The sequence below is a fragment of the Agrobacterium burrii genome, from assembly GCF_017313405.1.
GTDB classification, from domain to species: domain Bacteria; phylum Pseudomonadota; class Alphaproteobacteria; order Rhizobiales; family Rhizobiaceae; genus Agrobacterium; species Agrobacterium burrii.
Genome location: NZ_JAFLNA010000003.1, coordinates 393,196 through 415,685 on the forward strand (window position 1 = coordinate 393,196; position 22,490 = coordinate 415,685).

A 22,490-nucleotide genomic window follows, 5' to 3' on the forward strand; every position below is an offset into this window, starting at 1 on the left:
ACTGCTAAGGTTCTATCGTCCCTCACGCCACCAGAGCGCGGAGAAGGCAAGCAGCAGGGCGGCAAGCCCGGCAAAACCGGCAAACAGCGGCAGGGTGTTGACGCCTTTCAGCACCGTCTCGTCGGTCAGGCGTATCAGCATGCGATCCTCGTCGGCAACCCTGATGTCACCGCGCACCGGCAATATATCGGGCAGCGCGATGCGGCCGGAATTATCGGCCACGCGGTGCACGCTGCCTTTGGTGGCGTCGGCCAGCGGCTTCAGCGTTTCGGTCGTCGAAATCATCGCCTTGAATTCCGGCGCATCCACCGCGCCGACATGCACGAGGGTGGTAAAATCGCCGTTCTTGATCTCGAACAGGCCGGTTTCATCCATGCGGCGCTCGATCTTGTAAAGACCGGGTTCCGTGGTGGTAAAGGCCATGTTTTCGGTTTTTCCGGAGGGGAAACGCACGCTTGCCTGACCGGGATCGTCGCCGATGGTCTGGCGGGTGATTTCCAAGGTGCGGCCATTGGCCCGCGCCGTCAGCGCCTCTTCCTCAAGCTCCGGCTCCTTCATCAGCCAGTGGGCGATGCGGCGGTAAAGCGCCACATGCGGGCCGCCGCCTTCAAAACCACGCGCCCATAGCCAGCCCTGATCGGACAGCAGCATGGCGACGCGGCCTTCGCCCTGCCGGTTCAGCACCAGAAGAGGGTCCTGTCCATCGCCCAGCATCACGGTCTGGCCCTGTGGCGGGTCAACACTGATGGTGCGGAACCAGCGGCCCCATTGCGGCGGCTCGTTGCCGGAGCCTTCCAGCCCGCGGGTGACAGGGTGCTTCTTGCCCGCTTCCGAAAGGCGGGGATAGAACGCAGCCTGATGCACCTGACCTGTCGGCTGGGCCGGCAGCACGGAGGCAAGCGGCGTCATGGCGATCGAATCCTGGCCGGCATGTTCCGGGCCGGCGGCGATCAAAAGCGCGCCGCCCTTTTCGACATATTGGGCGATGTAATCGTAATAAAGGATCGGTAGCACACCGCGATGCTGGTAGCGGTCGAAGATGATGAGGTCGAAATCCTCGATCTTTTCCACGAACAATTCGCGCGTCGGGAAGGCGATCAGCGACAATTCGTTGATCGGCGTGCCGTCCTGTTTTTCCGGTGGGCGCAGAATGGTGAAGTGCACCAGATCAACTGAGGCGTCGGATTTCAGGAGGTTACGCCAGGCGCGCTCGCCGGCATGCGGCTCGCCGGAGACCAGCAGCACGCGCAGGTTCTGGCGGATGCCTTCGATCAGGTGAACGGCGCGGTTGTTCGCTGCCGTCACTTCGCCGGGGAGCTCGGCGACGGAAAATTCCATGACATTGTTGCCGCCACGCGGAACCTTGAAGCTGAACGGCGTCGGCTGGCCGGGTGTCGCCTGAAGCGTGGCGATTTCTTCGCCGTTCATCTTCACCGTCACTTCCGCCGGACCGCCGCTCGCGGGGCGGCCGTCGTCGAAGACGCGCAGCGTCAGTTGCTGCTCCTCGTTGACGATGCCGAAGCGGGGCGCACGGACGATCTCGATACGGCGGTCGAATTCATCGGCCTTGCCGGTGATCAGACCGTGAACGGGGGCGCGGAAACCGAGCGCCTGTTCGGCATTGGGCAGCGCATTCGGGATATCGTGAATTTGGCCGTCGCTGAGGAAGATTGCGCCACCGACGCGCGACGGCGAGACATCCGAGACGGCGGAGGAGAGCGCCGAGAAAAGCTGGGTCGAGGGGGAATCACTCTCGCCATCGTCGCGCACTTCCACGATGCGTGGTTCGATGCGCGGGAAACGCGACAGCCGGTCTTTCAGCGTATTCAAGGCCGTATCGGTCATTTGCGGCCGGTCCTGCACGTCCTGGCTTTGCGAGCGATCGACGATGACGGGGACGATGGTGGACAGCGGCTCGCGCTCCTCCTGCGTCAGAAGCGGATTGGCGATGGCAGCCAGCAGGGCGGCAAGCGCCAGCCCGCGCAGCCATGCGCCGCGCACGCCGCGCCACAGGCCAATGAAGGAAAGCAGAAGGGCGGCGACGGCTAGAACGGCAATCACGATCCACGGCAGGAAGGGGGCGAATGTCAATGTCATGTCACTGCCCCAATCGTTCGAGAAGTGCGGGAACGTGAACCTGATCGGCCTTGTAGTTGCCGGTCAGCATATACATCATGATGTTGACGCCGGAGCGAAAGGCATGTTCGCGCTGCATCTCGTCCGGCGGGACGGTCGGCAGAACCGGTGCGCCCTGCGGATCGACGGCCCATGCGCCGGCGAAATCATTGCCTGTTATCATGATCGGCGTCACGCCATCGCCGGAGGAGGAGAGGCCCGACGTGGTCTTGGCGGCTCCCTGCCGGGATTCGACCCAGAGTGGCGAACCGTTGTAGCGGCCGGGGAAATTGGTGAGCAGGTAGAAGGAGCGCGTCAGAACGTGGTCTTCCGGCACAGGTTCCAAGGGCGGAATATCGATATTGGCGAGGATTGCCTGCAGACGTTCGCCATTGGGGCTGGTCGCGCCGGTATCGAGCGAGGTGAATTGGTCGCGCGTATCGAACAGCACGGTGCCGCCGGCGCGCATATAGGCGTCGATGCGCGAGATGGCGGCGCTTGACGGCATGGGCGCGGAGGCCGAAACCGGCCAGTAGATGATGGGGTAGAAGGACAATTCGTCCTTGGAGATGTCGAGGCCGACCGGTTGACCGGGTTCCAGCGTCGTGCGCCAGGTCAGGAATTCGCTCAATCCCTGCAAACCCTGTTCGGAAATGCGGTCGACATCATCCTCCCCGGTGCGGACATAGGCGAGGTGGGTGGTGTCCAGCCGGTCGAATATCTGCTCGTCGCCGGGTTTCGGATCGTCGGCGCGGGCGTCACTCGGGGCCATCGCGGCAAAAGCGCCGAGCGCCAGAAGCACGGTGGCGACTGTGGCGCTGCGGGCTTTCGGCAGGCGTGCGAAGGCGCCGTTCATGAACAATATGATCAGGCTGTCGGCGATCAGCATCAGGAAGGCGGCGATAAAGAGGGCGGGTCGCAGCGATTTCGCGGTTTCGCCGATCAGCGCTTCGCTTGACGTGTTGATGCCGGCGACCGATGCATCGAGTGGACGTAGCGTCGCACCTGCGGCTAAAAGATTGAGAGCCACGAAACCATCCTCTGTGCCGTAAAGGCCGGGGGGATTGTCGAAACCGGTGCGGGGGGGCTGGCCGGCTGGCATTTCCAGCGGCCGGGCAGTGCCGATTTCGGCGGACAGAGCGCCTTCGGCCGTCAAGAGGCGGAACGGGGGCAGGGCTGCGGCTGGGGCATTGGCGGAGGCCGAAGCGCCGCCCGCTTTCGACAATTGCACGATACGGCGCAGCATATCGACGAAATGGCCTGAGATAGGCAGGTCGGACCAGCTTGCCTCGGCGCTGACATGGAACAGCACGATGCGGCCCGCCTGAACGTTGCGGGTAGTGACGAGCGGCGTGCCATCGGCAAGGCTTGCCCACGTGCGCTCGGCAAGGTCCGGTGTCGGCTCGGCCAGAACCTGACGTTTGACGAGGATGCCATCGGCCTTCGGCATGCCGGCGAAAGCGCCGAAATTCGGGAAATCGGCAAGCGGTTGCGGCTCGGCCCAGGAGAGAGCGCCGCCGAGCGCGCGTTCGCCCTGCCGCAGCGTCACCGGCACCAGCGGATCATCAGCGGGGGCTGCGGCAAGGCGTGGTCCGGCGAAACGGATCAGCGTGCCGCCGCCAGCGAGCCAGCGCTGCATCGGCTCATAGGTTTCCTGCGGCAGACGGCCAATATCGGCCATGACGATGACGGATGGGTTGGATTGCAGGATTTCCGGGATTGCCTGCGCCAGATCGGCCTGCCGCTGCGGGATGAGATCGGCGAAAGGCTGCAGCGCGCGGCTGATGTAATAAAGCGGCTGCAGCAGCGGCTGGAAATCATTGCCGGTTTCGCCGGCGAGCAACGCCACGCGGCGGCGGCGGAAGCCATCATCGAGAAGATGCACCGCACCCGCCGTCGACACGCCTTCGAGGGAGAGGCGGGCGAAATCGTTGCGCAGTTCGAAGGGCGCTTCTACCGTCGCCGTCGTTTCCGCTTCGCCGGGGGCGAAAGCGGCGGTTCCGCTGGCGAGAATGCGGCCCTGGCTGTCCTGCGCATTGACGGTGAGGCTTGCTGCCTCCGCTGTGTCGAGCCGCGAGAGGGTGACGCTCATGGCATCGGCATTGTTGGTGGCACCGGTAATGGCGGCGATGGCCTTGCCGTCGCCCTTCACGATGCGGAATTCGGCGGGCGAGAGGCTGGCAAGCGTTCTCATCGCGTTTTCGTCCTGCGCGGTTTGAACGCCGTCGGCGATATAAGCGAGCGTGCCCGGGGCAGCACCATTCAGCGCCTCGGTGATGGCTTCGGCCGTGCGCACGCGGTCTGGCACCAACGGTTTCGGCTTGGCGGCGGCGAGCTTGTCCAGCGCCACGGCTGTCGTTCCCGATACGGCATCATGTTCGGCATCGGCGGTGAAGCTGATGGAGACGGGGCGGTCGGCCCGTTCCGCATCGCCGATCAGGGCCTGCGCCGTTGCCACGCGTTTTTCCCAGTCGGGTGCGGAGGCCCAGCCATTATCGACCACCAGCACCAGCGGGCCGCTGCCGGCGATGCTGTTATTGCGCGGGTTCACCACCGGATCGGCCAGCGCGAAAATCACGGCGGCGGCGAGCGCGATGCGCAGCAAGGTCAGCCACCACGGGCTTTTGGAGGGCGTTTCCTCGCGTTTCAGCACCGTTGCCAGAATTTTCAGCGGCGGGAAGACTTCCGTCTTGGGGCGCGGCGGAGTGAGCCGCAGCAGCCACCAGATGGCGGGCAGTGCCAGAAGACCGAAAAGAATGTAGGGGCTGGTGAAAACGAAAGGCAATGCGCTCATCGGTTGCCACCGCCTTGCGCGGGCGCGCCGGACAAATACATGTGCATGGCGACTAGCGCCTCGGAGGCGAGATGATCGGTGCGGTGGAACACGAAATTCCAGCCCAGACGGCGCAGCGACGAAGACAGCGCCTCGCGCCTTGCGAGATAGGCGCGGGTATAATCCTCGCGAATGGTTTCGGCGCGGCCGGAAACCAGTTTTTCGCCGGTCTCGGGGTCGCTGAATTCGGTGCGGCCTGAATAGGGGAAGGTTTCTTCGGCCGGATCGGCGATTTCCACCACATGGCCGCGCAGTCCGCGTCGCGCGAGCGGCGAAATCCGCTCCATCACGTTTTTCGCATCATCGAGAAAATCGCCGATGAGCACGATGTCGCTTGCGCCGCGGATCATGCCTGTTTCCGGCATGCCCGATGTAAGCGGCGCATGCATGAGGGCGGTGGCCAGACGTTCGGCGGCGTTTCTGGCTGAGACCGGCTCCATGATGCCGGGGCAGCCGATGCGCTCGCCGGAGCGCGCCAAAATTTCCGCCAGCGCCAGCATCAGCACCAGCGCCCGGCTTTCCTTGGAGACGGAGCCGAGGGTGGATTTGAACATCATCGATGGCGACATGTCGGCCCAGAGCCAGATGGTGTGGGCTGCCTCCCACTCCCGGTCGCGCACATAGGTATGGTCGTCGCGGGCCGAGCGCCGCCAGTCGATGCGCGACAGGCTTTCGCCTTCGGCATAGGGGCGGAACTGCCAGAAATTCTCGCCGATGCCGCGTTTGCGGCGGCCGTGCCAGCCGGCGGTAACGGTGTTGGCGATGCGCTTTGCCTCGACCATGCAGTCCGGCACCAGTGCGGCACGCTGGCGCGCGCGCGCCAGAACTTCGCTACCCGGCGTCTTGTCTACGATCTGGCCGATGGATGCCACAGGCACTCCTTTCGCGAAAGGTTAGGCACGCGTCTTTTTAGTTCTTCGCCTGCTCCACGAGCGCCGCAATCACATCGCGCACCGACATGCCTTCGGCGCGGGCCGCAAAGGTCAGCGCCATGCGGTGTTCCAGCACCGGCTCGGCCAGCGCATGGACATCGTCCAGCGACGGGGCGAGCCTGCCTTCATAGAGCGCACGGGCGCGGGCCGTCAGCATCAGCGACTGGCCGGCGCGGGGACCCGGTCCCCAGACAACATGTTTGTCAGTCAATTTGTTGCCATGGCCGGGGCGGGCGGAACGGACGAGCGACAGGATCGCGTCCACCACCTTGTCGCTGACCGGCATCTGGCGAATAAGGGTCTGGATTTCAATCAGGCGTTCGGACTCGATCACGCCACGCGCTTCGCCGGAGGCGGTGCCTGTGGTGTCGAGCAGGATCTGGCGTTCGGCGGCAAGCTCGGGATAACCGACATCCACCTGCAGCAGGAAGCGGTCGAGCTGGGCTTCGGGCAGCGGATAGGTGCCCTCCTGCTCCAGCGGGTTCTGGGTTGCGAGAACATGGAAGGGTTTCGGCAGCTCATAGGTCTGGCCGGCCATGGTGATGTGATATTCCTGCATGGCCTGCAAAAGTGCGGACTGTGTGCGCGGGCTGGCGCGGTTGATTTCATCGGCCATCAGCAGCTGGCCGAAAATCGGACCCTTGATGAAACGGAAGGAACGGCGGCCGTTTTCGTCCTGATCCATCACTTCGGAACCGAGAATATCCGATGGCATCAGGTCCGGCGTGAACTGGATGCGGTTGGCGTCGAGACCAAGAACCGTGCCGAGCGTGGTGACGAGCTTGGTCTTGGCAAGGCCGGGAACGCCGACGAGCAGCGCGTGGCCGCCGGAGAGAATGGCGAGAAGCGTGTTCTGCACCACTTTTTCCTGGCCGAAGATGACCTTGGAGACTTCCGCACGGATGGCGGCGATGTCCGAAAGCGCCTTTTCGGCCGAAGCGACGATGGCTTTTTCGTCGAGGGTTTCGCCGGTATTCATCACGCCCATGTCGCTCTCCTCAAACCTTCGCCGCCGAGCCTATATCGCCCTGCTTACAGCTTATTGCTCTCTTGGCCGCTGACAAGCGCCATTCGAATGACTATGTCGTGACTTAGTATTTCCTTATCGGCAAAGCGAGACTCGAATATGGCAGCGGAGACGATAAATTCGGCTGATGATGCGGCGGGGCTGGCGGCGATGATTTCCCGCGCCTCCGAGCAGAGCGGCGACGCCAAACGCGGGCCAGCCCCGGTGGAACGCTGGAATCCACCTTTTTGCGGCGATCTCGACATGGAAATCCGCGCCGATGGCACATGGTTCTACCTCGGCACGCCCATCGGCAGAGCGCCGCTGGTGCGGCTGTTTTCCACGGTTCTGCGCAAGGATGAAGACGGCAAGACCTACCTCGTAACTCCTGTGGAAAAAGTCGGCATCCGCGTGGTGGATGCGCCTTTCGTCGCCGTGGAAATGAAGGTGACGACGGGAGAGGCGGATGGCGAACCGCTGCTGACCTTCCGCACCAATGTCGGCGACGTGGTGGAGGCGGGGCCGGAGCACCCTCTGCGCTTTGAGGTTTTCGGTGAGAACCGCGAATTGAAACCCTATCTTCTGGTGCGTGGCCGGCTGGAGGCTCTCGTCTCGCGGGCGGTGATGTATGATCTCGTGGCGCTGGGCGAGGTGATCGACGTGGATGGCGTCGACATGTTCGCCGTGCGGTCGGGCGGGGTGATCTTTCCGGTGATGCCCGCCAAGGAACTGGAACGGCTTTCGCAATGAACATGACGACAACGAGCCTCAAGGCTTTTACCGCCACCGATTTCCGCCGCCGGGTGCTGCAGGAAGGTGAGGGCGTGGCCGAGCGGGAAAATGGCGACCATATCCTCAATCCGGGCGTGGTGCTGTCTGGCAACGGCATCCGGCTGAAGGACGCCGCCGTGCTGATACCGGTTATCGACGATGGCAACGATGCGCGGGTGATCTTCACCCAGCGCACGGCAACCCTGCGCCAGCATTCAGGCCAGATTTCCTTTCCGGGCGGCGGCATCGATGCCGAGGACCGCACGCCGGAAGAGGCAGCGCTGCGCGAGACCGAAGAGGAGATCGGCCTGTCGCGTTCTTTCGTGGAAACGGTCGGACGGCTGCCGGATTATATTTCCGGGACGGGTTTTCGCATCAAGCCGGTGCTGTCAGTCGTCCGCCCCGGCTTTGATTTGACGCTCAATCCCACTGAGGTGGATGAGGTTTTCGAGGTGCCGCTGTCCTTTCTGATGGACCCGGCCAATCACGGGCGCGGCAGCCGCATCTTTCAGGGGAAGGAGCGGTTTTTCTACGAAATGCCCTATGGCGAGCGCTACATTTGGGGCATTACGGCGGGCATCGTGCGGACGATTTACGAGAGGTTTTATACATGAATAGCCTTGCCGGGCAGGACTGGTTCGAAAAACCGGCGCTGAAGCGCATCTTTACGCTTCTGAATGCCGATGGCGGCGAGGTGCGGATCGTCGGCGGCGCGGTGCGCAATGCGCTGATGGATCTGCCGGTCGTCGATGTCGACATGGCAACGACGCTTACCCCCGATGTGGTTGTTCAGCGAGCGAAAGCAGCTGGAATTAAGGCGGTGCCAACCGGCATCGAGCACGGCACGGTGACGCTGGTGATCGATGGCGAAGGCTTTGAAGTCACGACTTTGCGCCGCGATGTCGAGACCAATGGCCGCCATGCGCAGGTGGCTTTCGGCACCGACTGGCAGACCGATGCCGAGCGGCGAGACCTCACCATCAACGCCCTTTATGCCAACGAAAAGGGTGAGATCATCGACCTTATCGATGGCCTTCCCGATGTGGAAACCGGCACGGTGCGCTTCATCGGTGATGCGGCGATGCGGATTGCGGAAGATTACCTTCGTATCCTGCGGTTTTTCCGCTTTTTTGCCCATTATGGTTCAGGCCGGCCCGATGCCGATGGCTTGCGTGCGAGTGCGCGGGCCAAGGACAAGCTTGGGACGCTTTCGGCCGAACGCGTCTGGAGCGAGACGAAAAAACTGCTTTCCGCCCGCGACCCTTCCCGCGCCCTGCTGTGGATGCGGCAATCGGGCGTGCTGGCGGAAATTCTGCCCGAAACGGAAAAATGGGGCATTGATGCCATTCATGGGCTGGTGGCGACGGAGCAGTCCCTCGGCTGGGCTGTGGACCCGATGCTGCGGCTTGCCGCCATCGTGCCGCCCGACAAGGACAGGTTGGCGGCACTTGCGACGCGGCTGAGGCTTTCGAAGGCTGAGGCGGGATATCTTGCGCATTGGGCTTCCGCCCCGGTGATCGACCCTGAAATGAAGGAGACGGCGCTTGACCGACTGCTGTATCGCCAGGGTGTCGAGGGTGTGAGGACGCGGCTGAAGATCGCGCTTGCCTCGGCCCGCGCCGACGTCTCTGCGGGTGATGCGGCGATGCAGAAAGTGGCGCGTCTGTCGACGCTGCTGACGAGAGCGGAAAAATTCAAAAAACCGGGATTTCCGTTGAGCGGTGCGGATGTGATGGCCGCCGGCGTCGAGGCTGGCCCGAAGGTGGGCGAGGTGCTGAAAAGCCTCGAGGAAAAGTGGATCGACGTCAATTTCTCGCTGGACCGGGCAGCGCTGACCGCCCGGATGAAAACCATGCTGGAGAATTGAGACCGCAGCGATGACGGCGGTTCGGCCTAAGCCGCATTTGCCTCGTCGCGGATGCGGGCCTTGATATTGTCGATCATATTTTCGCGGATCGTGGTTTCGCCATGGGCCGAGCGCATATGTTCCACCGTGCGGCGGACAACTTCGGCGTCGTCATCGGCGCGTGTATGCCAGGCACAGCCGGGCACGAGCGTTCCACATTCAAACAGTCTCATTGGTTTTACCTCCCTGTTTCGAGTGAGGGACAGCATTGAAAGAACATGCTGTCCCTCTGCCAAGAAACGAATGGTCGCCGCTTATGTTCCAGAGCGGCGCCCTTCGACCCTGTTCGGGTCTCTATTCTGGCCCCTATTCTGGCATTGCCCAGCACTGGAAAACAGAGGATGTGCTTGCTGCCGGAATTTTTGTACGAGGCATTTCGTCATTGTCCGCACGCTTCACCGTTTTTCCGGCAAGGGTGCGCTTTACCTGTTCGACATAAAAGGAATGCGGCAGTTCGCGATCGCCCGTGGCACGCATTTCCGCTGCCAGGCGGTCGATCAATTCGGGGGTATCGATGGATTGCGGTGCTGCCTCGGGGGCAGCAGAAATAGGCATGCTGTTCGAAGTAATCATGACGATAGCTCCTCCAGTACGTCTGCGGGAGGAGACTACCACTGCCTTGATTTTTCCATAAGTCCTAATTTGCGCTATTTGCGACAAATTGGCTGATGAGCGTCAAATTTGCGTGAGGTTTTTTAAGGCCAGCGCACCACCGGCGGCAGAGACGACAGGATCGATTCGACATTGCCGCCGGTCTTCAGGCCGAAGATGGTGCCGCGGTCGTAAAGCAGGTTGAATTCCACGTAGCGGCCGCGGCGGATAAGCTGCTCGTCGCGGTCCTCTTCCGTCCATGGCTGGTTGAAGTTGGCGCGGACGATTTTCGGATAGACGAGGTTGAAGGCGCGGCCGACATCCTGCACGAAGGCGAAATTGGCGTCCCAGCCACCCTTTTCTTCGTCCGGATGCAGCCAGTCGAAAAAGATGCCGCCGATACCCCGGGCTTCATTGCGATGCTTCAGGAAGAAGTAGTCGTCGCACCAAGTCTTGTATCGCGGATAATCGGCGACCGGATGGCGGTTGCAGGTGATCTCGAAGGCGCGGTGGAACAGCTGGGTATCTGCGTCCTCCTGCGTCCGTCTGCGGCCCAGTACGGGTGTCAGATCCGCACCGCCGCCGAACCAGTGGCTGGTGGTGACGACCATGCGGGTGTTCATGTGCACGGCCGGGACATTGGGATTGACCGGATGGGCGATCAGCGAAATGCCCGAGGCCCAGAAGCGCGGGTCTTCTTCCGCGCCCGGTATCTGCTGGCGGAATTCCGGCGAGAACTCGCCATAGACGGTGGAAGTGTGCACGCCGACCTTTTCGAAGACGCGGCCTTCCATCATCGACATCTTGCCGCCGCCGCCTTCGCCATTGTCACGCAGCCAGTCCTTCTGCACGAAACGACCGGGCTCCTGATCCGACAGCGGGCCGGTCAGGTCGTTTTCGAGCGTTTCGAAGGAGGTGACGATGGTGTCGCGCAGATGCTGGAACCAGGCTTGGGCAACGGCCTTCTTGTCTTCGATGTCCTCGGGCAAGCCCTTCGGCAAGATTGGCCGTTCCATGCATAGTCTCCTTAGAGCATTTCCAGGAAAAGCGGCATCGCTTTTCCGTCAGGACAATGCGTAAAAATAAAGAGCTAGAGCGTTTTCGCGATTCGAAGAAAAGCGGAAACGCTCTAGGTGAAGTCGATTCCCCGTCGCGTCTAGCAGGTGCCGGCTTCATGCACAAATTCGACTCGCCAAGTTCACATGCGGACACTATCTTTATCGATGTAGGTGCCAGAGGTGAATATCATGACGAAATTTGCCGGACCGCCGCCCCTCGACGGGCTGAAGCGCAGGATTGCCAATCACCGCAGGGAACGCGAAAGCGCCGGCGGTGAACAAAAACGTGACGGCATGTTCGTGCGGCAGACCTTCTGTCTTGAGCGTGAAGAGGCCCGCGCCAAGGCGCGCGAATGGTTCGACAGCTTTCCCAAGGCCGCCTATTGGACGGAAGTGGAAAGCTGGCGGCAGCTGGAAGGCGACCGCATCGAATTCACCATGCGGCGTTTGCCCTCGGCCGATTGAACTTTAGAAATGCTCAGGCACGCGGCTCGGCGTAACGCAGGCGGCTTTCGATCAGCACGCCGCTTTCATCCAGAATGGGGTGGGCCACCGTTACGATATGGGCGTTGATGCGCTTCAGATCCCGCAGCATGTCGAGGTGCAGGGAGCTGGTCTGCATGCTTTCCGCCAACCCGTCGCGCAGCCGCTCCAGATGGCGATTGGAGGACTGTTTCTCGAGGCGGCGGATGTCCACCTTGCTTTCCATCAGCCGGCGGGCGAGATCGAAATCGCCGGTGACCAGAATGCTCTGGGCAGCGCGCAGGTTCTCGATGGTCATGTCGAACAGGGTCTTCAACTCCTCATAACCGTCATCGGAAAACTTGAAGCTGTTCAGCACTTTCTTGCGGATCTGCTCGCAGATGCCTTTTTCGATGATATCGCCGATATGTTCGAGATTGATCGCATAATCGATGATGGCGATCGAACGGCGGGCTTCCTCGTCGGAAAGCCCCCTGCGCCCCAATTGCGAAAGATAGACCTTCACCTCCTGCTGACGGCGATCCACTTTGGTTTCGAGGAGCGAAACTTCCTGAAGCGGTGCGAGATCATTGTGCTTGAAGGCGTTTTCGGCGCGGATCAGCATGCGCTCTATGCTGTCACCGACGCTCAGGACCTCGCGCGTGGCGTTGGCAAGCGCGACGACCGGCATATCAAGCGCCTGCTGGTCGAGGAAATTTGGGCCATCTTCAGCCTTCGGATCGCCCGGCACCAGCTTTGCCATCAGGTCGGATATGAGCCCGGAGAAAGGCCAGGCGACAGCTGCCAGAATAACGTTGAAGATGAGATGCGCATCGACCGGCAACTTGGCGGGCGAAAGCGGCAATTGTTGCAAATACGTTGCGCCGTAAGAGGCGAGCGGCATGGCGATGAGGCAGCCGATGGTGCGCACCACGAGGTTGCCGATGGTGATGCGCCGTGCAGAGGCGGGGCCGGAGAGTGTGGCGATGACGGGCGGAATGGCGCCGCCGAGATTGGCGCCGAGAATGAGAACAATGATGAGGCCGGCTGACAGCGTGCCGGTGGCGGCCAGCGACAGGATCAGCACCACGACGGCGAGGCTGGAAGAGGAAACGAAGGCAAGCACGGCGGAAAAGATCAGCGCGACGGGCCATGCGCCGTCCAGCAGGCCGATGAAAACACCAAGGGCGGGCGAGGCACGCATCGGTTCGGTGGCGCCGCTCAAAAGATGCAGCGACAGAAGCATGAGGCCGATGCCGATAACCGCCGTTCCGCCGCCCTGTCTGGCGTTGGAGTTGCCTTTTTTGAGAATGATGCCGGAAAGGATCAGAAGCGGCGACAGCCATTCCACGCCGGCCGCCACAATCCAGGCGGTGACGGCAGTGCCGACATTGGCGCCAAGCAGCACCACCTGCGCCATGCGCGGTTTGATGAGGTCACGTTCGGCGAAGGAGGCGACGGTGAGTGCCGTTGCCGTCGAGCTTTGAAGTGCGACGGTGGCGAAGAAGCCGGAAAAGAACGAACGCGGGCCGTTCTGAGTGCCGGTGGCCAGCACGCTTCTGAGTTTCATGCCGAAAGCGCGGGTGACGCCGTCCTTGACCTGCGTCAAGCCGAAAAGCAGCAGCGCGACCGCGCCGAGAAGGTTGACGATGACAATGGTGGATTGCATGCGACGTCTCCTCACACCCGCCGGCGGATTGTCCCGGCGAGGGCGATTTTTAATTGCCCGGCTAATCAGTATAGGAGCGTAAACGCCTTCGGTACAGGCCGGGTTGCGACAGTTTCGCGGTAAAATTGGTCAATCTTTATGTTTGCCTGCAAAAATGGCTACAAAGATGACAGGTCAGGCCCATGCCGTCTGGCGCAGGGCCTCGCCGGTGATCATTGCCGCCGACATGGCGACGTTGATGGAGCGTTGTCCGGCCACCATGGGGATGATGATTCGCTCATCCGCCTTGTCATGCACGTGGTCTGGCACGCCGGCACTTTCCCGGCCAAAGAGCAGGATATCATCGCTGCGGTAGCTGATGTCAGTATAGGGCAGGGCGGCCTTCGTGGAGGCGAGAACAAGGCGGCGGCCAGTGGTTGCCCGCCATTCCTCGAAGCGCTCCCAGCTGACATGGCGCATCAGCGCCGCCGCGGCAATATAATCCATGCCAGCGCGTTTCAGATTGCGGTCGGAAATATCGAAGCCGGCCGGCTCGATGATATCGACCCCGAGGCCAAGGCAGGCGGCCAATCGCAGAATGGTGCCGGTATTGCCGGGAATATCGGGCTGATAAAGGGCGATTCTGATTTCGGGCATGGTCTTCTCATTGCGGTTGGCGTGTCTGCCCGATTATCACGAGCGGGGGCCGGGCAACAGATGCGGCACAAAAAGTCCCTTTCCGGTGCCGTTGCCGGGCGGATATTCATTCGCGTGACACACAGGGCGGCTACCCATTCATCAGCACATCGTCAGGCCTGCCCGCAACAGCGGACGTGGCCGTCACGATACTTTTAGAGCCGGATTTTCTGCACGCAACAACAGGAGGACGACATGTCCGAACGGGTGAATTTTGTCCATCTGACCGATCTGCATATCGGCAATCCTCAGGTGCAGGATGATGATCTTTACTCCGAGACCTCGGCCACGTTGTCCGCCACGCTCACGCAGATTAAGGCGCTGGTGCCGCCGCCGGAATTCATCGTCGTCAGCGGTGATCTGACCAACCGGGGCGATGCCGGCAGCTATGAAGAACTCAAGCGCCTGATGGCTGAGGCGGAACTGGATGTGCCGGTGCTTTTCGCTCTTGGCAATCATGACCGTCGCGACGGTTTTTATCCCGTGATGCTTGGCCGGCACGAAGATCTGGATGCGCCCTACGACCATTCGCAGGTGATTTCGGATATCCATGTCATCGTCATGGATACCAGCGTTCCCGGCAAGGTCGGGGGCGCCTTCGAACCAGGCCAGATTGAATGGCTCGAGGAGGAACTCGAAAACCATCCCGATCTGCCGAAGCTTCTGGTGATGCACCATGCGCCGGCGCTCGATTTCGACCGTCCCGATGCAGAGTGGGAATCCCTGTCCTTCGACGATACCGAGGCGCTGGACGAGGTACTGTTCGAACACGACGTCATGGGCATTCTGGCAGGCCATATCCACTATGATCGCATGTCGCACTGGCAGGGTATTCCCGTTGTCGTCGGCATCGGCCAGCATTTCGCTACCGACCCACTGTGGCTGCATGAGGGTGTACGCATGCTGTCCGGTGCATCTTTCGCCATCGGCACGGTGCGGGATACCGGTCTGACCGTCACCTTCGCGCCACAGCCCAGCGATCGCCGGGAACTCAAGCGTCATACGCAGGCCGGCATGGTTGAGCTTGTTACGGAATATGAGAGCGGGCAGGCGCAGGACGCAGCTGAATAAGACGACATATCCAGGTTGAGTGATGGGCGGAAACCTTTGCGGGTAAATCCGCCCATTTTGTTATGTTCGACACAATCGGAAGTTTTCTGGCGCATCCAGCATCTTTCCGACTGGTCATTGATTATTTTTTGCGCTACAAGGCCACATCTTCAACACCAGCTAGGGAGGTTCTCATGGATATTGACATTCGCTTTCGCCTCCCGGCCCCAGTAGTGCCGCTGCTGGCTTAGGTGTTACCCCGCGGTTTGACCGCGTTTCCCATTTCTCGATTCGTCATGTGGCTGTCACGGCCATATCCAAAGACTTTTCCGTTCCGTCGTGAGCCACATTTGCGTTTGCTCACCTTTCGATGGGGCGATTGATTGCCGGAGCTTGGCCTATGTTTGGCTGGTTTGAAAAACGCCTCGATCCTTTTCCTTCTTCGACGCCCGATGTGCCGCCGAAGACGCTGTTGCCGTTCCTGTGGCATTATGTGAAGCCCGCATGGCCGTGGCTGCTGCTGCTTGGCCTGATGTCCATGGGCATCGCCATTGCGGAAGCCATGCTCTACAAATTCCTCGGCAGTATCGTTGACTGGCTTTCCACCGCCGATCGCGCGACGTTTTTTGCCGATGAGGGCTGGCATCTGATCGTCATGGCCGGGCTGGTGCTCTTCCTGCTGCCGTTGATGGGTGCGATCCACACCATGACGATGCACCAGACGCTGGCCGGCAATTTCGGCATGATCGCGCGCTGGAAGATGCATCGTTTCCTGCTGCGTCACTCCATGAACTTCTTTGCCAACGAATTTGCGGGCCGGGTTTCGACCAAGGTGATGCAGACGGCACTGGCGATCCGCGAAGTGGCGCTGAAGGTGATCGATGTTTTCGTCTACGCCATCAGCTTCGTCGTTTCGATGCTGTTCATGGTGGCGGCGGCCGACTGGCGGCTGGTCATTCCGCTTCTGGCATGGCTCGGCATCTATATGGGTATCCTCGCCTATTTCGTGCCGAAACTTGGCCGGCTGGCGCAGGAACAGGCCGATGCACGCTCGCTGATGACGGGGCGGATCGTCGACAGTTACACCAACATCTCGACGATCAAGCTGTTTTCCCATGCGGGGCGCGAGGAGCGATATGCGCGTGAGGGCATGAATGTGTTTCTGGGCACCGTTCACCGCCAGATGCGCAAGATTTCCGCCTTCAACATCCTGATCGACCTCAATAATGCGGTGGTGCTGTTTTCCACGGCCTCGCTTGGTCTCTATTTCTGGATGCAGGGTTCGGTGACGGCCGGCTCGGTCGCCATCGCCATCAGCCTTGCCATGCGCGTCAACGGCATGTCGCAGTGGATCATGTGGGAAGTCACGTCGCTGTTTGAAAATATCGGCACGGTCTATGACGGCATGTCGATGATGACGAAGCCGCATGATATCGTCGATGCTCCGAAGGCGCCGCAGCTTGCGGCACCGCAGGGCGCCATCCGTTATGATAACGTCCGCTTCCACTACGGCAAGAACAAGGGCGTGATCGACGGGCTGACGCTCGATATCAAGCCGGGCGAGAAGGTTGGTCTCGTCGGTCGCTCAGGCGCTGGCAAGACGACGCTGATGAACCTGCTTTTGCGCTTCTATGATCTGGAAGCGGGCAGGATCACCATCGACGGGCAGGACATCTCCAAGGTGTCGCAGGACAGCCTGCGCGAGTTGATCGGCGTGGTGACGCAGGATACGTCGCTGCTGCACCGCTCGATCCGCGACAACATCGCCTATGGCCATCCCGAGGCCACCGACGAGCAGGTGATCGCGGCGGCGAAGCGGGCAAATGCCTGGGACTTCGTGGAAACGCTGGTCGATATGCATGGCCGACAGGGCCTCGATGCCCAGGTGGGCGAGCGCGGCGTAAAACTCTCCGGCGGCCAGCGCCAGCGTATCGCGATCGCCCGTGTCTTCCTCAAGAACGCGCCGATCCTGGTGCTGGACGAGGCGACCTCGGCGCTCGACTCCGAAGTTGAGGCGGCGATCCAGGAGAACCTGTTCTCGCTGATGGAAGGCAAGACGGTGATTGCGATTGCCCACCGCCTTTCGACGCTGACGGAAATGGATCGGCTCATCATCCTCGACAAGGGCCAGATCGTCGAGGCGGGCAGCCATGCGGAACTGGCGGCGATGGGCGGCATCTATGCCGATCTGTGGCGGCGCCAGTCCGGCGGCTTCATCGCCGACCATGACGCGGAAGTGGCCGCGGAATAAAAAAAGCATAAGGGCGGGGAACACTCCCCGCCCTTTTTCATTTCCCGAACGTTACCGAAATATAATCTCTTCCCCAACGCTCTGCGGCTGTTCCGGCAACGGGAATCCGCCTATATCCCGATGATGGTCATTACCCGCATCTTCGAGTTTTTCGAGAACTGGATAAAGCCCTTCGCCCGCAAGGACGATTTGCGGCCGCCTGACAACACATTCGCTTTCATCTGGTTTTACATCTCGCAGGCCAAGGCGCCGTTTTTCGCCATGCTGGTGCTGGGCGGGCTGACGGCGGCCATCGAGGCGGCGCTGTTCTGGTTTGTCGGGCGGCTGGTGGATATTCTCTCGACCGTGAAGCCGGGAGAAGGCTGGGCGGGACTGCTTTCCACCCATGGCGGCGAGCTGGTGGGCATGCTGGTGTTGATCGGCGTCGTGCGTTTCATCGTCACCATGATTACGGCGCTGGTGGACCAGCAGATCATCACGCCCGGCTTTTACAATCTGGTGCGCTGGCAGTCCTACATGCATGTGGCGCGGCAATCGCTTTCCTTTTTCCAGAACGATTTTTCCGGCCGCATCGTCACCAAAGTCTGGTCGGGCGGGCAGGCGGCGGGCGATCTCGTTACCTCGCTGATGGAAAGCGTCTGGTTCGTCGGCATTTATTCCGTCTCGATGCTGTTTCTGATCGGCGGGCTGGACTGGCGGCTGGCCGTCGTCGTGCTGGTCTGGGTGCTGATCTTTTCGGCGCTGGCGCGTTATTTCGTGCCGCGCATTCGATACCATTCGAAAGAGACGGCGGAAGCCGCCTCGATGCTCTCCGGCCGCATGGTGGATGCCTATAGCAATATCCAGACGCTCCGGCTTTTCGGCCGCGATGACGCCAATGATCGCTACATGCGGCAGGGTTTCGACATCTTCCAGAACGCCACCATGACCTTTACCCGGTTCATCACCGGCGTGCGCGCCTCCATGGCGCTGCTGTCAGGGGTGATGATCACCTCCATGGCGGCGCTGTGCATCGATCTATGGCTATCAGGCAGGATCAGTTCCGGTGCGGTGGCCTTCACGCTGGCGCTGGTGCTGCGCCTCAACTTCCTGCTCGGCCGCTTGATGACGCAGTTCAACGGCATCATGCGCAATTTCGGCACGGTGCAGAATGCCGCCGAGTTGATCTCGCAGCCGATCGGCCTTGTCGATGCGCCGGATGCGGCCGCGCTGGAAGTGAAACGGCCGAGCATACGTTTCGACAATGTCAGCTTCCATTATGGGCGGGCGAACGGTGTCATCGACAATCTCAATCTCGATATCGAGGCGGGGGAGAAGGTCGGCATCGTCGGGCGTTCCGGCGCGGGCAAATCCACCCTCGTCAACCTGCTGCTGCGGTTTTACGATGTCGAGAAAGGCCGCATCCTGATCGACGGGCAGGATATCGCCAGAGTGACGCAGGAATCGCTGCGCGCCCATATCGGCATGGTCACGCAGGATACGTCGCTTTTGCACCGCTCCATCCGCGACAACATCATGTTCGGCCGCATGGATGCCACCGAAGCGCAGTTGCGTGAGGCGACGCGGCGGGCCAAGGCGGATGATTTCATCGAGAGGCTGGAAGACCAGCGCGGCCGCACCGGTTTCGACGCCCATGTTGGCGAACGTGGCGTGAAACTCTCCGGCGGCCAGCGCCAGCGCATCGCCATCGCCCGCGTGATGCTGAAGGACGCGCCGATCCTCGTGCTCGACGAGGCGACCTCGGCGCTCGATTCGGAGGTGGAGGCGGCGATCCAGAGTAATCTGGATGAACTGATGCAGGGCAAGACGGTGCTGGCCATCGCCCACCGCCTGTCGACCATCGCCGCGCTGGACCGGTTGATCGTGATGGATCAGGGCCGCATCGTCGAGCAGGGCACGCATTCCGATCTGGTCTCGCAGGGTGGACTTTATTCGGAGCTTTGGGCACGGCAATCGGGTGGTTTTCTCGCTGCCGAGGAGACCGTCTGAGACTGCGCTCTGCGACCGGGCTGGCTATTCAATATGCACAAATATGAAATCATTGGTTGCTAATATCTGAAAAAACACACGAATGAAAAAGATTTATTCAACCTGAAATTTATAACAGGGCGGTAAGCTCTTGTTTATCGGTGCATGCAAAAAAAGGACCGCGGGAGGAACGCGCTCATTTTTTTGTGGATCGAGAACAATGCATATTTTTAGAATTCGTATTCTTCTGCCGGCATTGTTCGGCATCACAGTTCTCTTTTCCATCGCCCAGGGGGCCGCAAGCATGCGGTCCATCGGTGAGATGGAGCAACAGGCCGGCAACATCGTTCGGCGTATGGAGCGTTCGCTCATCATCGCCGATCTGAGCGACAGGCTAAGCGATATTCGTCGCAACTATCTGGTGGCGATGAACGCGGCAACGCCGGAGGCGCGGAATGCCATGTTCCAGCGCATCCTCAAATCCCAGCAGGAGCGCGCCGAGGCGTTTGATGCCTATGGTGCGCAATTGCAGCTGCCTGCAACGATTGAAAAATTCCAGCGCCTGAATGGAATGGTCACAAATTACGAGGCCATGGGCGCGGAGCTGAAAAAAATCATCGTCACCGGCGATGTCGACGCCGCCCGGGCGCAGGTCGCCAAGATGACGCCGGTGGGCAACGCGGCGGGTGTGCTGATGAAAGAGATGATCGAGGACAATCGCGAGCGCGGTCTGGCGGACCAACAGGCGGCAGAGGCGGCGGGTGATTTTGCCTTCTTCATGTCGCTTGGCGGCATGCTTGTTGCCGCTGCCGTTGCGCTTGCCGCTGCGGTTTTCAGTTTCCAGCGTATCTCGCGCCCGATCAATGACATCACTCGCGCCATGAACGGGTTGGCTGCTGGCGATAATGAGAGTGCCATTCCACATTCCGGCCGCAAAAACGAGATCGGTGAAATGGCCGCGGCCGTTGCCGTATTCCGCGACAATGCCATCGAACGCGAGCGTCTGGAGCGGGAAACCGAGGCCAATCGCAGCCTCAGCGAGCAGGAGCGGATCGAGCACGAAGCACAGAAAACGCGGGAAGCGGAAGAAATCCGTTTCGCGGTTGAAAATCTGGGCGCCGGGCTGAAGAAACTCTCGCAGGGCGACATGACCTGTCGTCTGGATATCGCCTTTGCCGAGCGGCTGGATGGTTTGCGCGGCGATTTCAACGAATCGGTCGCGACGCTGCAGGCGGCGCTGCGCTCGGTCGGTGAAAATGCCCGGGTCATCGATGCGGGCGCCGGCGAAATTCTGGCGGCGGCAGGCGATCTTTCCCGCCGCACAGAACAGCAGGCATCTTCCGTCGAAGAAACGGCGGCGGCGCTGGAACAGGTGACGACGGCGGTGAAGGATTCGGCCCATCGCGCCGCCGAAGCCGGCCGGATCGTGGAGCGAGCGCGGGAAAGTGCCGAAATGTCCGGCCAGATCGTTACGCGCACGGTTCTGGCGGTGCAGGATATCGAAAAATCCGCCAATGAGATCAGCAATATCATCAGCGTCATCGATGAGATTGCATTCCAGACCAACCTTCTTGCACTGAACGCCGGTGTGGAGGCTGCCCGGGCAGGCGATGCCGGCAAGGGGTTCGCCGTCGTGGCGCAGGAGGTGCGCGAACTGGCGCAGCGTTCGGCCAATGCCGCCAAGGAGATCAAGGTTCTCATCAACCGTTCCGGCGAGCAGGTGCGCGAAGGGGTGTCGCTGGTCGGCAAGACGGGGGAGGCGCTTGAAGGGATTGTCAACGAGGTGCGGGAAATCAACCGCCACGTTGCGTCCATCGTTGTCTCGACGCGTGAACAGTCGACCGGCCTTTCGGAAATCAGTTCCGCCGTGAACCTGATGGACCAGGGTACCCAGAAAAACGCAGCCATGGTGGAACAGACGACGGCTGCCAGCGGCAGCCTCGCTTCGCAGGCGGGCGCCCTCAACGTGCTGCTTTCGCAGTTCACATTACGGGGGGCGGGGGAAAACATTCTTGTGGCCGGTCCGGCCTCGGTTCCGCAGCCTTCGCCGGCACGCGCCATGGGGCAAAAAATCGCTGCCGCCTTCGGTGGTGGACGACAGGCCGCGTCGGCACAGGAATGGTCCGAGTTCTGATCCGCGCTCTGCGGCCTGGCAAAACAAGGACGGCGGCTTCCGGCCGCCGTTTTCGTATGGCAGGGCGTCTGGTGTTACCGGCCGATCATGAAATCCGCCATCAGTCCGTAATGATTGGAGCCGAGGCTGTCTGGCAGGCGGGTGGTCTTCATCAGGGTTGCCGGTTCACGGGCGAAGATGTGGTCGATGGCGATGCCGAAGCGGCCTGCCTCCGTTGGCCATGTGGCGGGTTCCCATGGTGCTTTCTTCAGGTCGTTGGCGGCAAGAAAAGCGCGCATGTCGGGGGCGATGCTCGCCGAATTGAAGTCGCCCGCCAGAATGAGCGGCCCTGTGACGCGGAACAGGATTTCGCTGATCTCGTCCAGCTCATGTGCATGATAATCGTCGAAATAGGGTTTGGTGATGTGACCGGCGGCAAGCGTCAGCTCCGTGCCATCGAAATCGACGCTGGCGATGGCGAAACGGTCGCGGCGCAGATCGCTGAGGCTGTGGAAATGGCCTTCCAGCAATGGCCGTTTCGACAGGATCAAAAGGTCGCAGGTGGGCGTTCCGGTATAACAGCCGAGCCTGTGGGGATAGGTTTGCTCAAGCCGTGGCAGAACCGATTGCAGCGCCGCCGCCTCGAACAGATAGACAGCATCCGCGCCTGATTCGAGAATGGTGTCGGCAATCGCATCCGCATTGACGCCATTGTCCATCAGCACGTTGAAGGACAAAAGCCGGAAGGGCCTCGCATCCGATGCCGGGTTGGCGGATGTGGAGAATTCCATCAGCATGGCGATGGCATGGATGGCAAGTGCCAGCGACCAGACCACGAGCAGGGCGGAAACGGCGTCGCGCGTGAACCAAAAGACGAGGCACGACAACAGGATACAGACAATGGCGATGTGGAGCTGGAAACTTGTGACGAAGGCGAGAAGCCAGAAATCCGTCACATAACGCAGGCTGGCGATGAAAAGAACGGCAGCCACCATCGTGGAGACCATGCAAGCGAGCTTCGCCGTCATCCGAATCCCTGCTTTCCAAGCTCTCCCTGTGCGTCTCGTAACATGGGGCACAGGCGGGCACA

General features: G+C 61.1%; 18 protein-coding genes. 8 read left to right on the top strand and 10 right to left on the bottom strand.

The window, feature by feature from the left end:
* Positions 1–12 precede the first annotated feature (12 nt).
* From JZX89_RS08625 to JZX89_RS08640, 4 genes are read right to left on the bottom strand one after another with little or no spacing between them, the layout of a single operon-like run.
* The gene (locus JZX89_RS08625) at positions 13–2,097 is read right to left on the bottom strand and encodes a hypothetical protein (RefSeq protein WP_207133806.1); all 2,085 of its coding nucleotides are present in this window, start codon (positions 2,095–2,097) and stop codon (positions 13–15) included.
* A 1-nt stretch (position 2,098) separates the two neighbouring features.
* A complete protein-coding gene (locus tag JZX89_RS08630) occupies positions 2,099–4,909 on the bottom strand; it encodes a DUF4159 domain-containing protein (protein WP_207133807.1) in 2,811 nt (936 codons plus the stop codon).
* Positions 4,906–5,820, bottom strand: a complete 915-nt coding sequence (locus tag JZX89_RS08635; protein ID WP_174373385.1) for a DUF58 domain-containing protein — start codon at positions 5,818–5,820, stop codon at positions 4,906–4,908. The genes JZX89_RS08630 and JZX89_RS08635 overlap by 4 nt, the downstream gene beginning before the upstream one ends.
* A 37-nt stretch (positions 5,821–5,857) precedes the next feature.
* Complete coding sequence (locus JZX89_RS08640; protein WP_207133808.1) at positions 5,858–6,868, bottom strand: AAA family ATPase; 1,011 nt, start codon at positions 6,866–6,868, stop codon at positions 5,858–5,860.
* A gap of 138 nt (positions 6,869–7,006) precedes the next feature.
* Between JZX89_RS08640 and JZX89_RS08645 the strand changes: the two genes are divergently transcribed.
* Genes JZX89_RS08645 through JZX89_RS08655 form a run of 3 tightly spaced genes read left to right on the top strand, consistent with a single transcriptional unit; the run spans position 7,007 to position 9,524 of the window.
* On the top strand, positions 7,007–7,636 hold the full coding sequence (locus JZX89_RS08645) for a DUF1285 domain-containing protein (RefSeq protein ID WP_207133809.1): 630 nt from the start codon (positions 7,007–7,009) through the stop codon (positions 7,634–7,636).
* Complete coding sequence (locus tag JZX89_RS08650) at positions 7,633–8,271, top strand: NUDIX hydrolase (RefSeq protein ID WP_207133810.1); 639 nt, start codon at positions 7,633–7,635, stop codon at positions 8,269–8,271. The genes JZX89_RS08645 and JZX89_RS08650 overlap by 4 nt, the downstream gene beginning before the upstream one ends.
* Positions 8,268–9,524 carry a CCA tRNA nucleotidyltransferase gene (locus tag JZX89_RS08655; protein WP_207133811.1) on the top strand — a complete coding sequence of 419 codons (1,257 nt, stop codon included), beginning with the start codon at positions 8,268–8,270 and terminating at the stop codon, positions 9,522–9,524. The genes JZX89_RS08650 and JZX89_RS08655 overlap by 4 nt, the downstream gene beginning before the upstream one ends.
* Positions 9,525–9,550: 26 nt before the next feature.
* Here the strand turns inward: JZX89_RS08655 and JZX89_RS08660 are convergent, their stop codons facing one another.
* From JZX89_RS08660 to hemF, 3 genes are all read right to left on the bottom strand, one after another.
* Positions 9,551–9,736 (bottom strand): DUF1059 domain-containing protein, encoded by a 186-nt coding sequence (locus tag JZX89_RS08660; RefSeq protein ID WP_046797940.1) that lies wholly within the window; start codon positions 9,734–9,736, stop codon positions 9,551–9,553.
* Positions 9,737–9,869: 133 nt separating this feature from the next.
* Entirely contained in the window at positions 9,870–10,136 is a 267-nt protein-coding gene (locus JZX89_RS08665; RefSeq protein ID WP_207133812.1) for a hypothetical protein, read from the bottom strand.
* Positions 10,137–10,258: 122 nt separating this feature from the next.
* Positions 10,259–11,170 carry an oxygen-dependent coproporphyrinogen oxidase gene (gene hemF / locus JZX89_RS08670; protein ID WP_207133813.1) on the bottom strand — a complete coding sequence of 304 codons (912 nt, stop codon included), beginning with the start codon at positions 11,168–11,170 and terminating at the stop codon, positions 10,259–10,261.
* A gap of 231 nt (positions 11,171–11,401) precedes the next feature.
* Between hemF and JZX89_RS08675 the strand changes: the two genes are divergently transcribed.
* On the top strand, positions 11,402–11,677 hold the full coding sequence (locus JZX89_RS08675; RefSeq protein ID WP_149900030.1) for a hypothetical protein: 276 nt from the start codon (positions 11,402–11,404) through the stop codon (positions 11,675–11,677).
* Between the two features lie 13 nt (positions 11,678–11,690).
* Here the strand turns inward: JZX89_RS08675 and JZX89_RS08680 are convergent, their stop codons facing one another.
* Positions 11,691–13,343, bottom strand: coding sequence for a Na/Pi cotransporter family protein (locus JZX89_RS08680; protein WP_207133814.1), 1,653 nt, complete (start codon positions 13,341–13,343; stop codon positions 11,691–11,693).
* Positions 13,344–13,517: 174 nt separating this feature from the next.
* Positions 13,518–13,979 (bottom strand): tRNA (cytidine(34)-2'-O)-methyltransferase, encoded by a 462-nt coding sequence (locus JZX89_RS08685; protein ID WP_207133815.1) that lies wholly within the window; start codon positions 13,977–13,979, stop codon positions 13,518–13,520.
* A gap of 234 nt (positions 13,980–14,213) precedes the next feature.
* Here JZX89_RS08685 and JZX89_RS08690 point away from each other — a divergent pair, with 234 nt between their 5' ends.
* From JZX89_RS08690 to JZX89_RS08705, 4 genes are all read left to right on the top strand, one after another.
* Positions 14,214–15,089, top strand: coding sequence for a phosphodiesterase (locus JZX89_RS08690; RefSeq protein ID WP_142840382.1), 876 nt, complete (start codon positions 14,214–14,216; stop codon positions 15,087–15,089).
* Between the two features lie 379 nt (positions 15,090–15,468).
* The gene (locus tag JZX89_RS08695; RefSeq protein WP_149900034.1) at positions 15,469–17,319 is read left to right on the top strand and encodes an ABC transporter ATP-binding protein; all 1,851 of its coding nucleotides are present in this window, start codon (positions 15,469–15,471) and stop codon (positions 17,317–17,319) included.
* A gap of 123 nt (positions 17,320–17,442) precedes the next feature.
* Entirely contained in the window at positions 17,443–19,308 is a 1,866-nt protein-coding gene (locus JZX89_RS08700) for an ABC transporter ATP-binding protein (RefSeq protein WP_149900295.1), read from the top strand.
* Between the two features lie 199 nt (positions 19,309–19,507).
* On the top strand, positions 19,508–21,421 hold the full coding sequence (locus JZX89_RS08705) for a methyl-accepting chemotaxis protein (protein ID WP_207133816.1): 1,914 nt from the start codon (positions 19,508–19,510) through the stop codon (positions 21,419–21,421).
* A gap of 74 nt (positions 21,422–21,495) precedes the next feature.
* Here JZX89_RS08705 and JZX89_RS08710 read toward each other — a convergent pair whose 3' ends face one another.
* Positions 21,496–22,428: an endonuclease/exonuclease/phosphatase family protein gene (locus tag JZX89_RS08710; protein WP_207133817.1), complete on the bottom strand. Its 933-nt coding sequence runs from the start codon at positions 22,426–22,428 to the stop codon at positions 21,496–21,498.
* Positions 22,429–22,490 lie beyond the last annotated feature (62 nt).

Coding starts and splice junctions, on each gene's coding strand:
- JZX89_RS08645 (WP_207133809.1), top strand. CDS start 7,007: ATGGCAGCGGAGACGATAAATTCGGCTGATGATGCGGCGGGGCTGGCG.
- JZX89_RS08630 (WP_207133807.1), bottom strand. CDS start 4,909: ATGAGCGCATTGCCTTTCGTTTTCACCAGCCCCTACATTCTTTTCGGT.
- JZX89_RS08680 (WP_207133814.1), bottom strand. CDS start 13,343: ATGCAATCCACCATTGTCATCGTCAACCTTCTCGGCGCGGTCGCGCTG.
- hemF (WP_207133813.1), bottom strand. CDS start 11,170: ATGGAACGGCCAATCTTGCCGAAGGGCTTGCCCGAGGACATCGAAGAC.
- JZX89_RS08625 (WP_207133806.1), bottom strand. CDS start 2,097: ATGACATTGACATTCGCCCCCTTCCTGCCGTGGATCGTGATTGCCGTT.
- JZX89_RS08710 (WP_207133817.1), bottom strand. CDS start 22,428: ATGACGGCGAAGCTCGCTTGCATGGTCTCCACGATGGTGGCTGCCGTT.
- JZX89_RS08655 (WP_207133811.1), top strand. CDS start 8,268: ATGAATAGCCTTGCCGGGCAGGACTGGTTCGAAAAACCGGCGCTGAAG.
- JZX89_RS08660 (WP_046797940.1), bottom strand. CDS start 9,736: ATGAGACTGTTTGAATGTGGAACGCTCGTGCCCGGCTGTGCCTGGCAT.
- JZX89_RS08695 (WP_149900034.1), top strand. CDS start 15,469: ATGTTTGGCTGGTTTGAAAAACGCCTCGATCCTTTTCCTTCTTCGACG.
- JZX89_RS08700 (WP_149900295.1), top strand. CDS start 17,443: ATGGTCATTACCCGCATCTTCGAGTTTTTCGAGAACTGGATAAAGCCC.
- JZX89_RS08675 (WP_149900030.1), top strand. CDS start 11,402: ATGACGAAATTTGCCGGACCGCCGCCCCTCGACGGGCTGAAGCGCAGG.
- JZX89_RS08685 (WP_207133815.1), bottom strand. CDS start 13,979: ATGCCCGAAATCAGAATCGCCCTTTATCAGCCCGATATTCCCGGCAAT.
- JZX89_RS08690 (WP_142840382.1), top strand. CDS start 14,214: ATGTCCGAACGGGTGAATTTTGTCCATCTGACCGATCTGCATATCGGC.
- JZX89_RS08650 (WP_207133810.1), top strand. CDS start 7,633: ATGAACATGACGACAACGAGCCTCAAGGCTTTTACCGCCACCGATTTC.
- JZX89_RS08665 (WP_207133812.1), bottom strand. CDS start 10,136: ATGATTACTTCGAACAGCATGCCTATTTCTGCTGCCCCCGAGGCAGCA.
- JZX89_RS08705 (WP_207133816.1), top strand. CDS start 19,508: ATGCATATTTTTAGAATTCGTATTCTTCTGCCGGCATTGTTCGGCATC.
- JZX89_RS08640 (WP_207133808.1), bottom strand. CDS start 6,868: ATGGGCGTGATGAATACCGGCGAAACCCTCGACGAAAAAGCCATCGTC.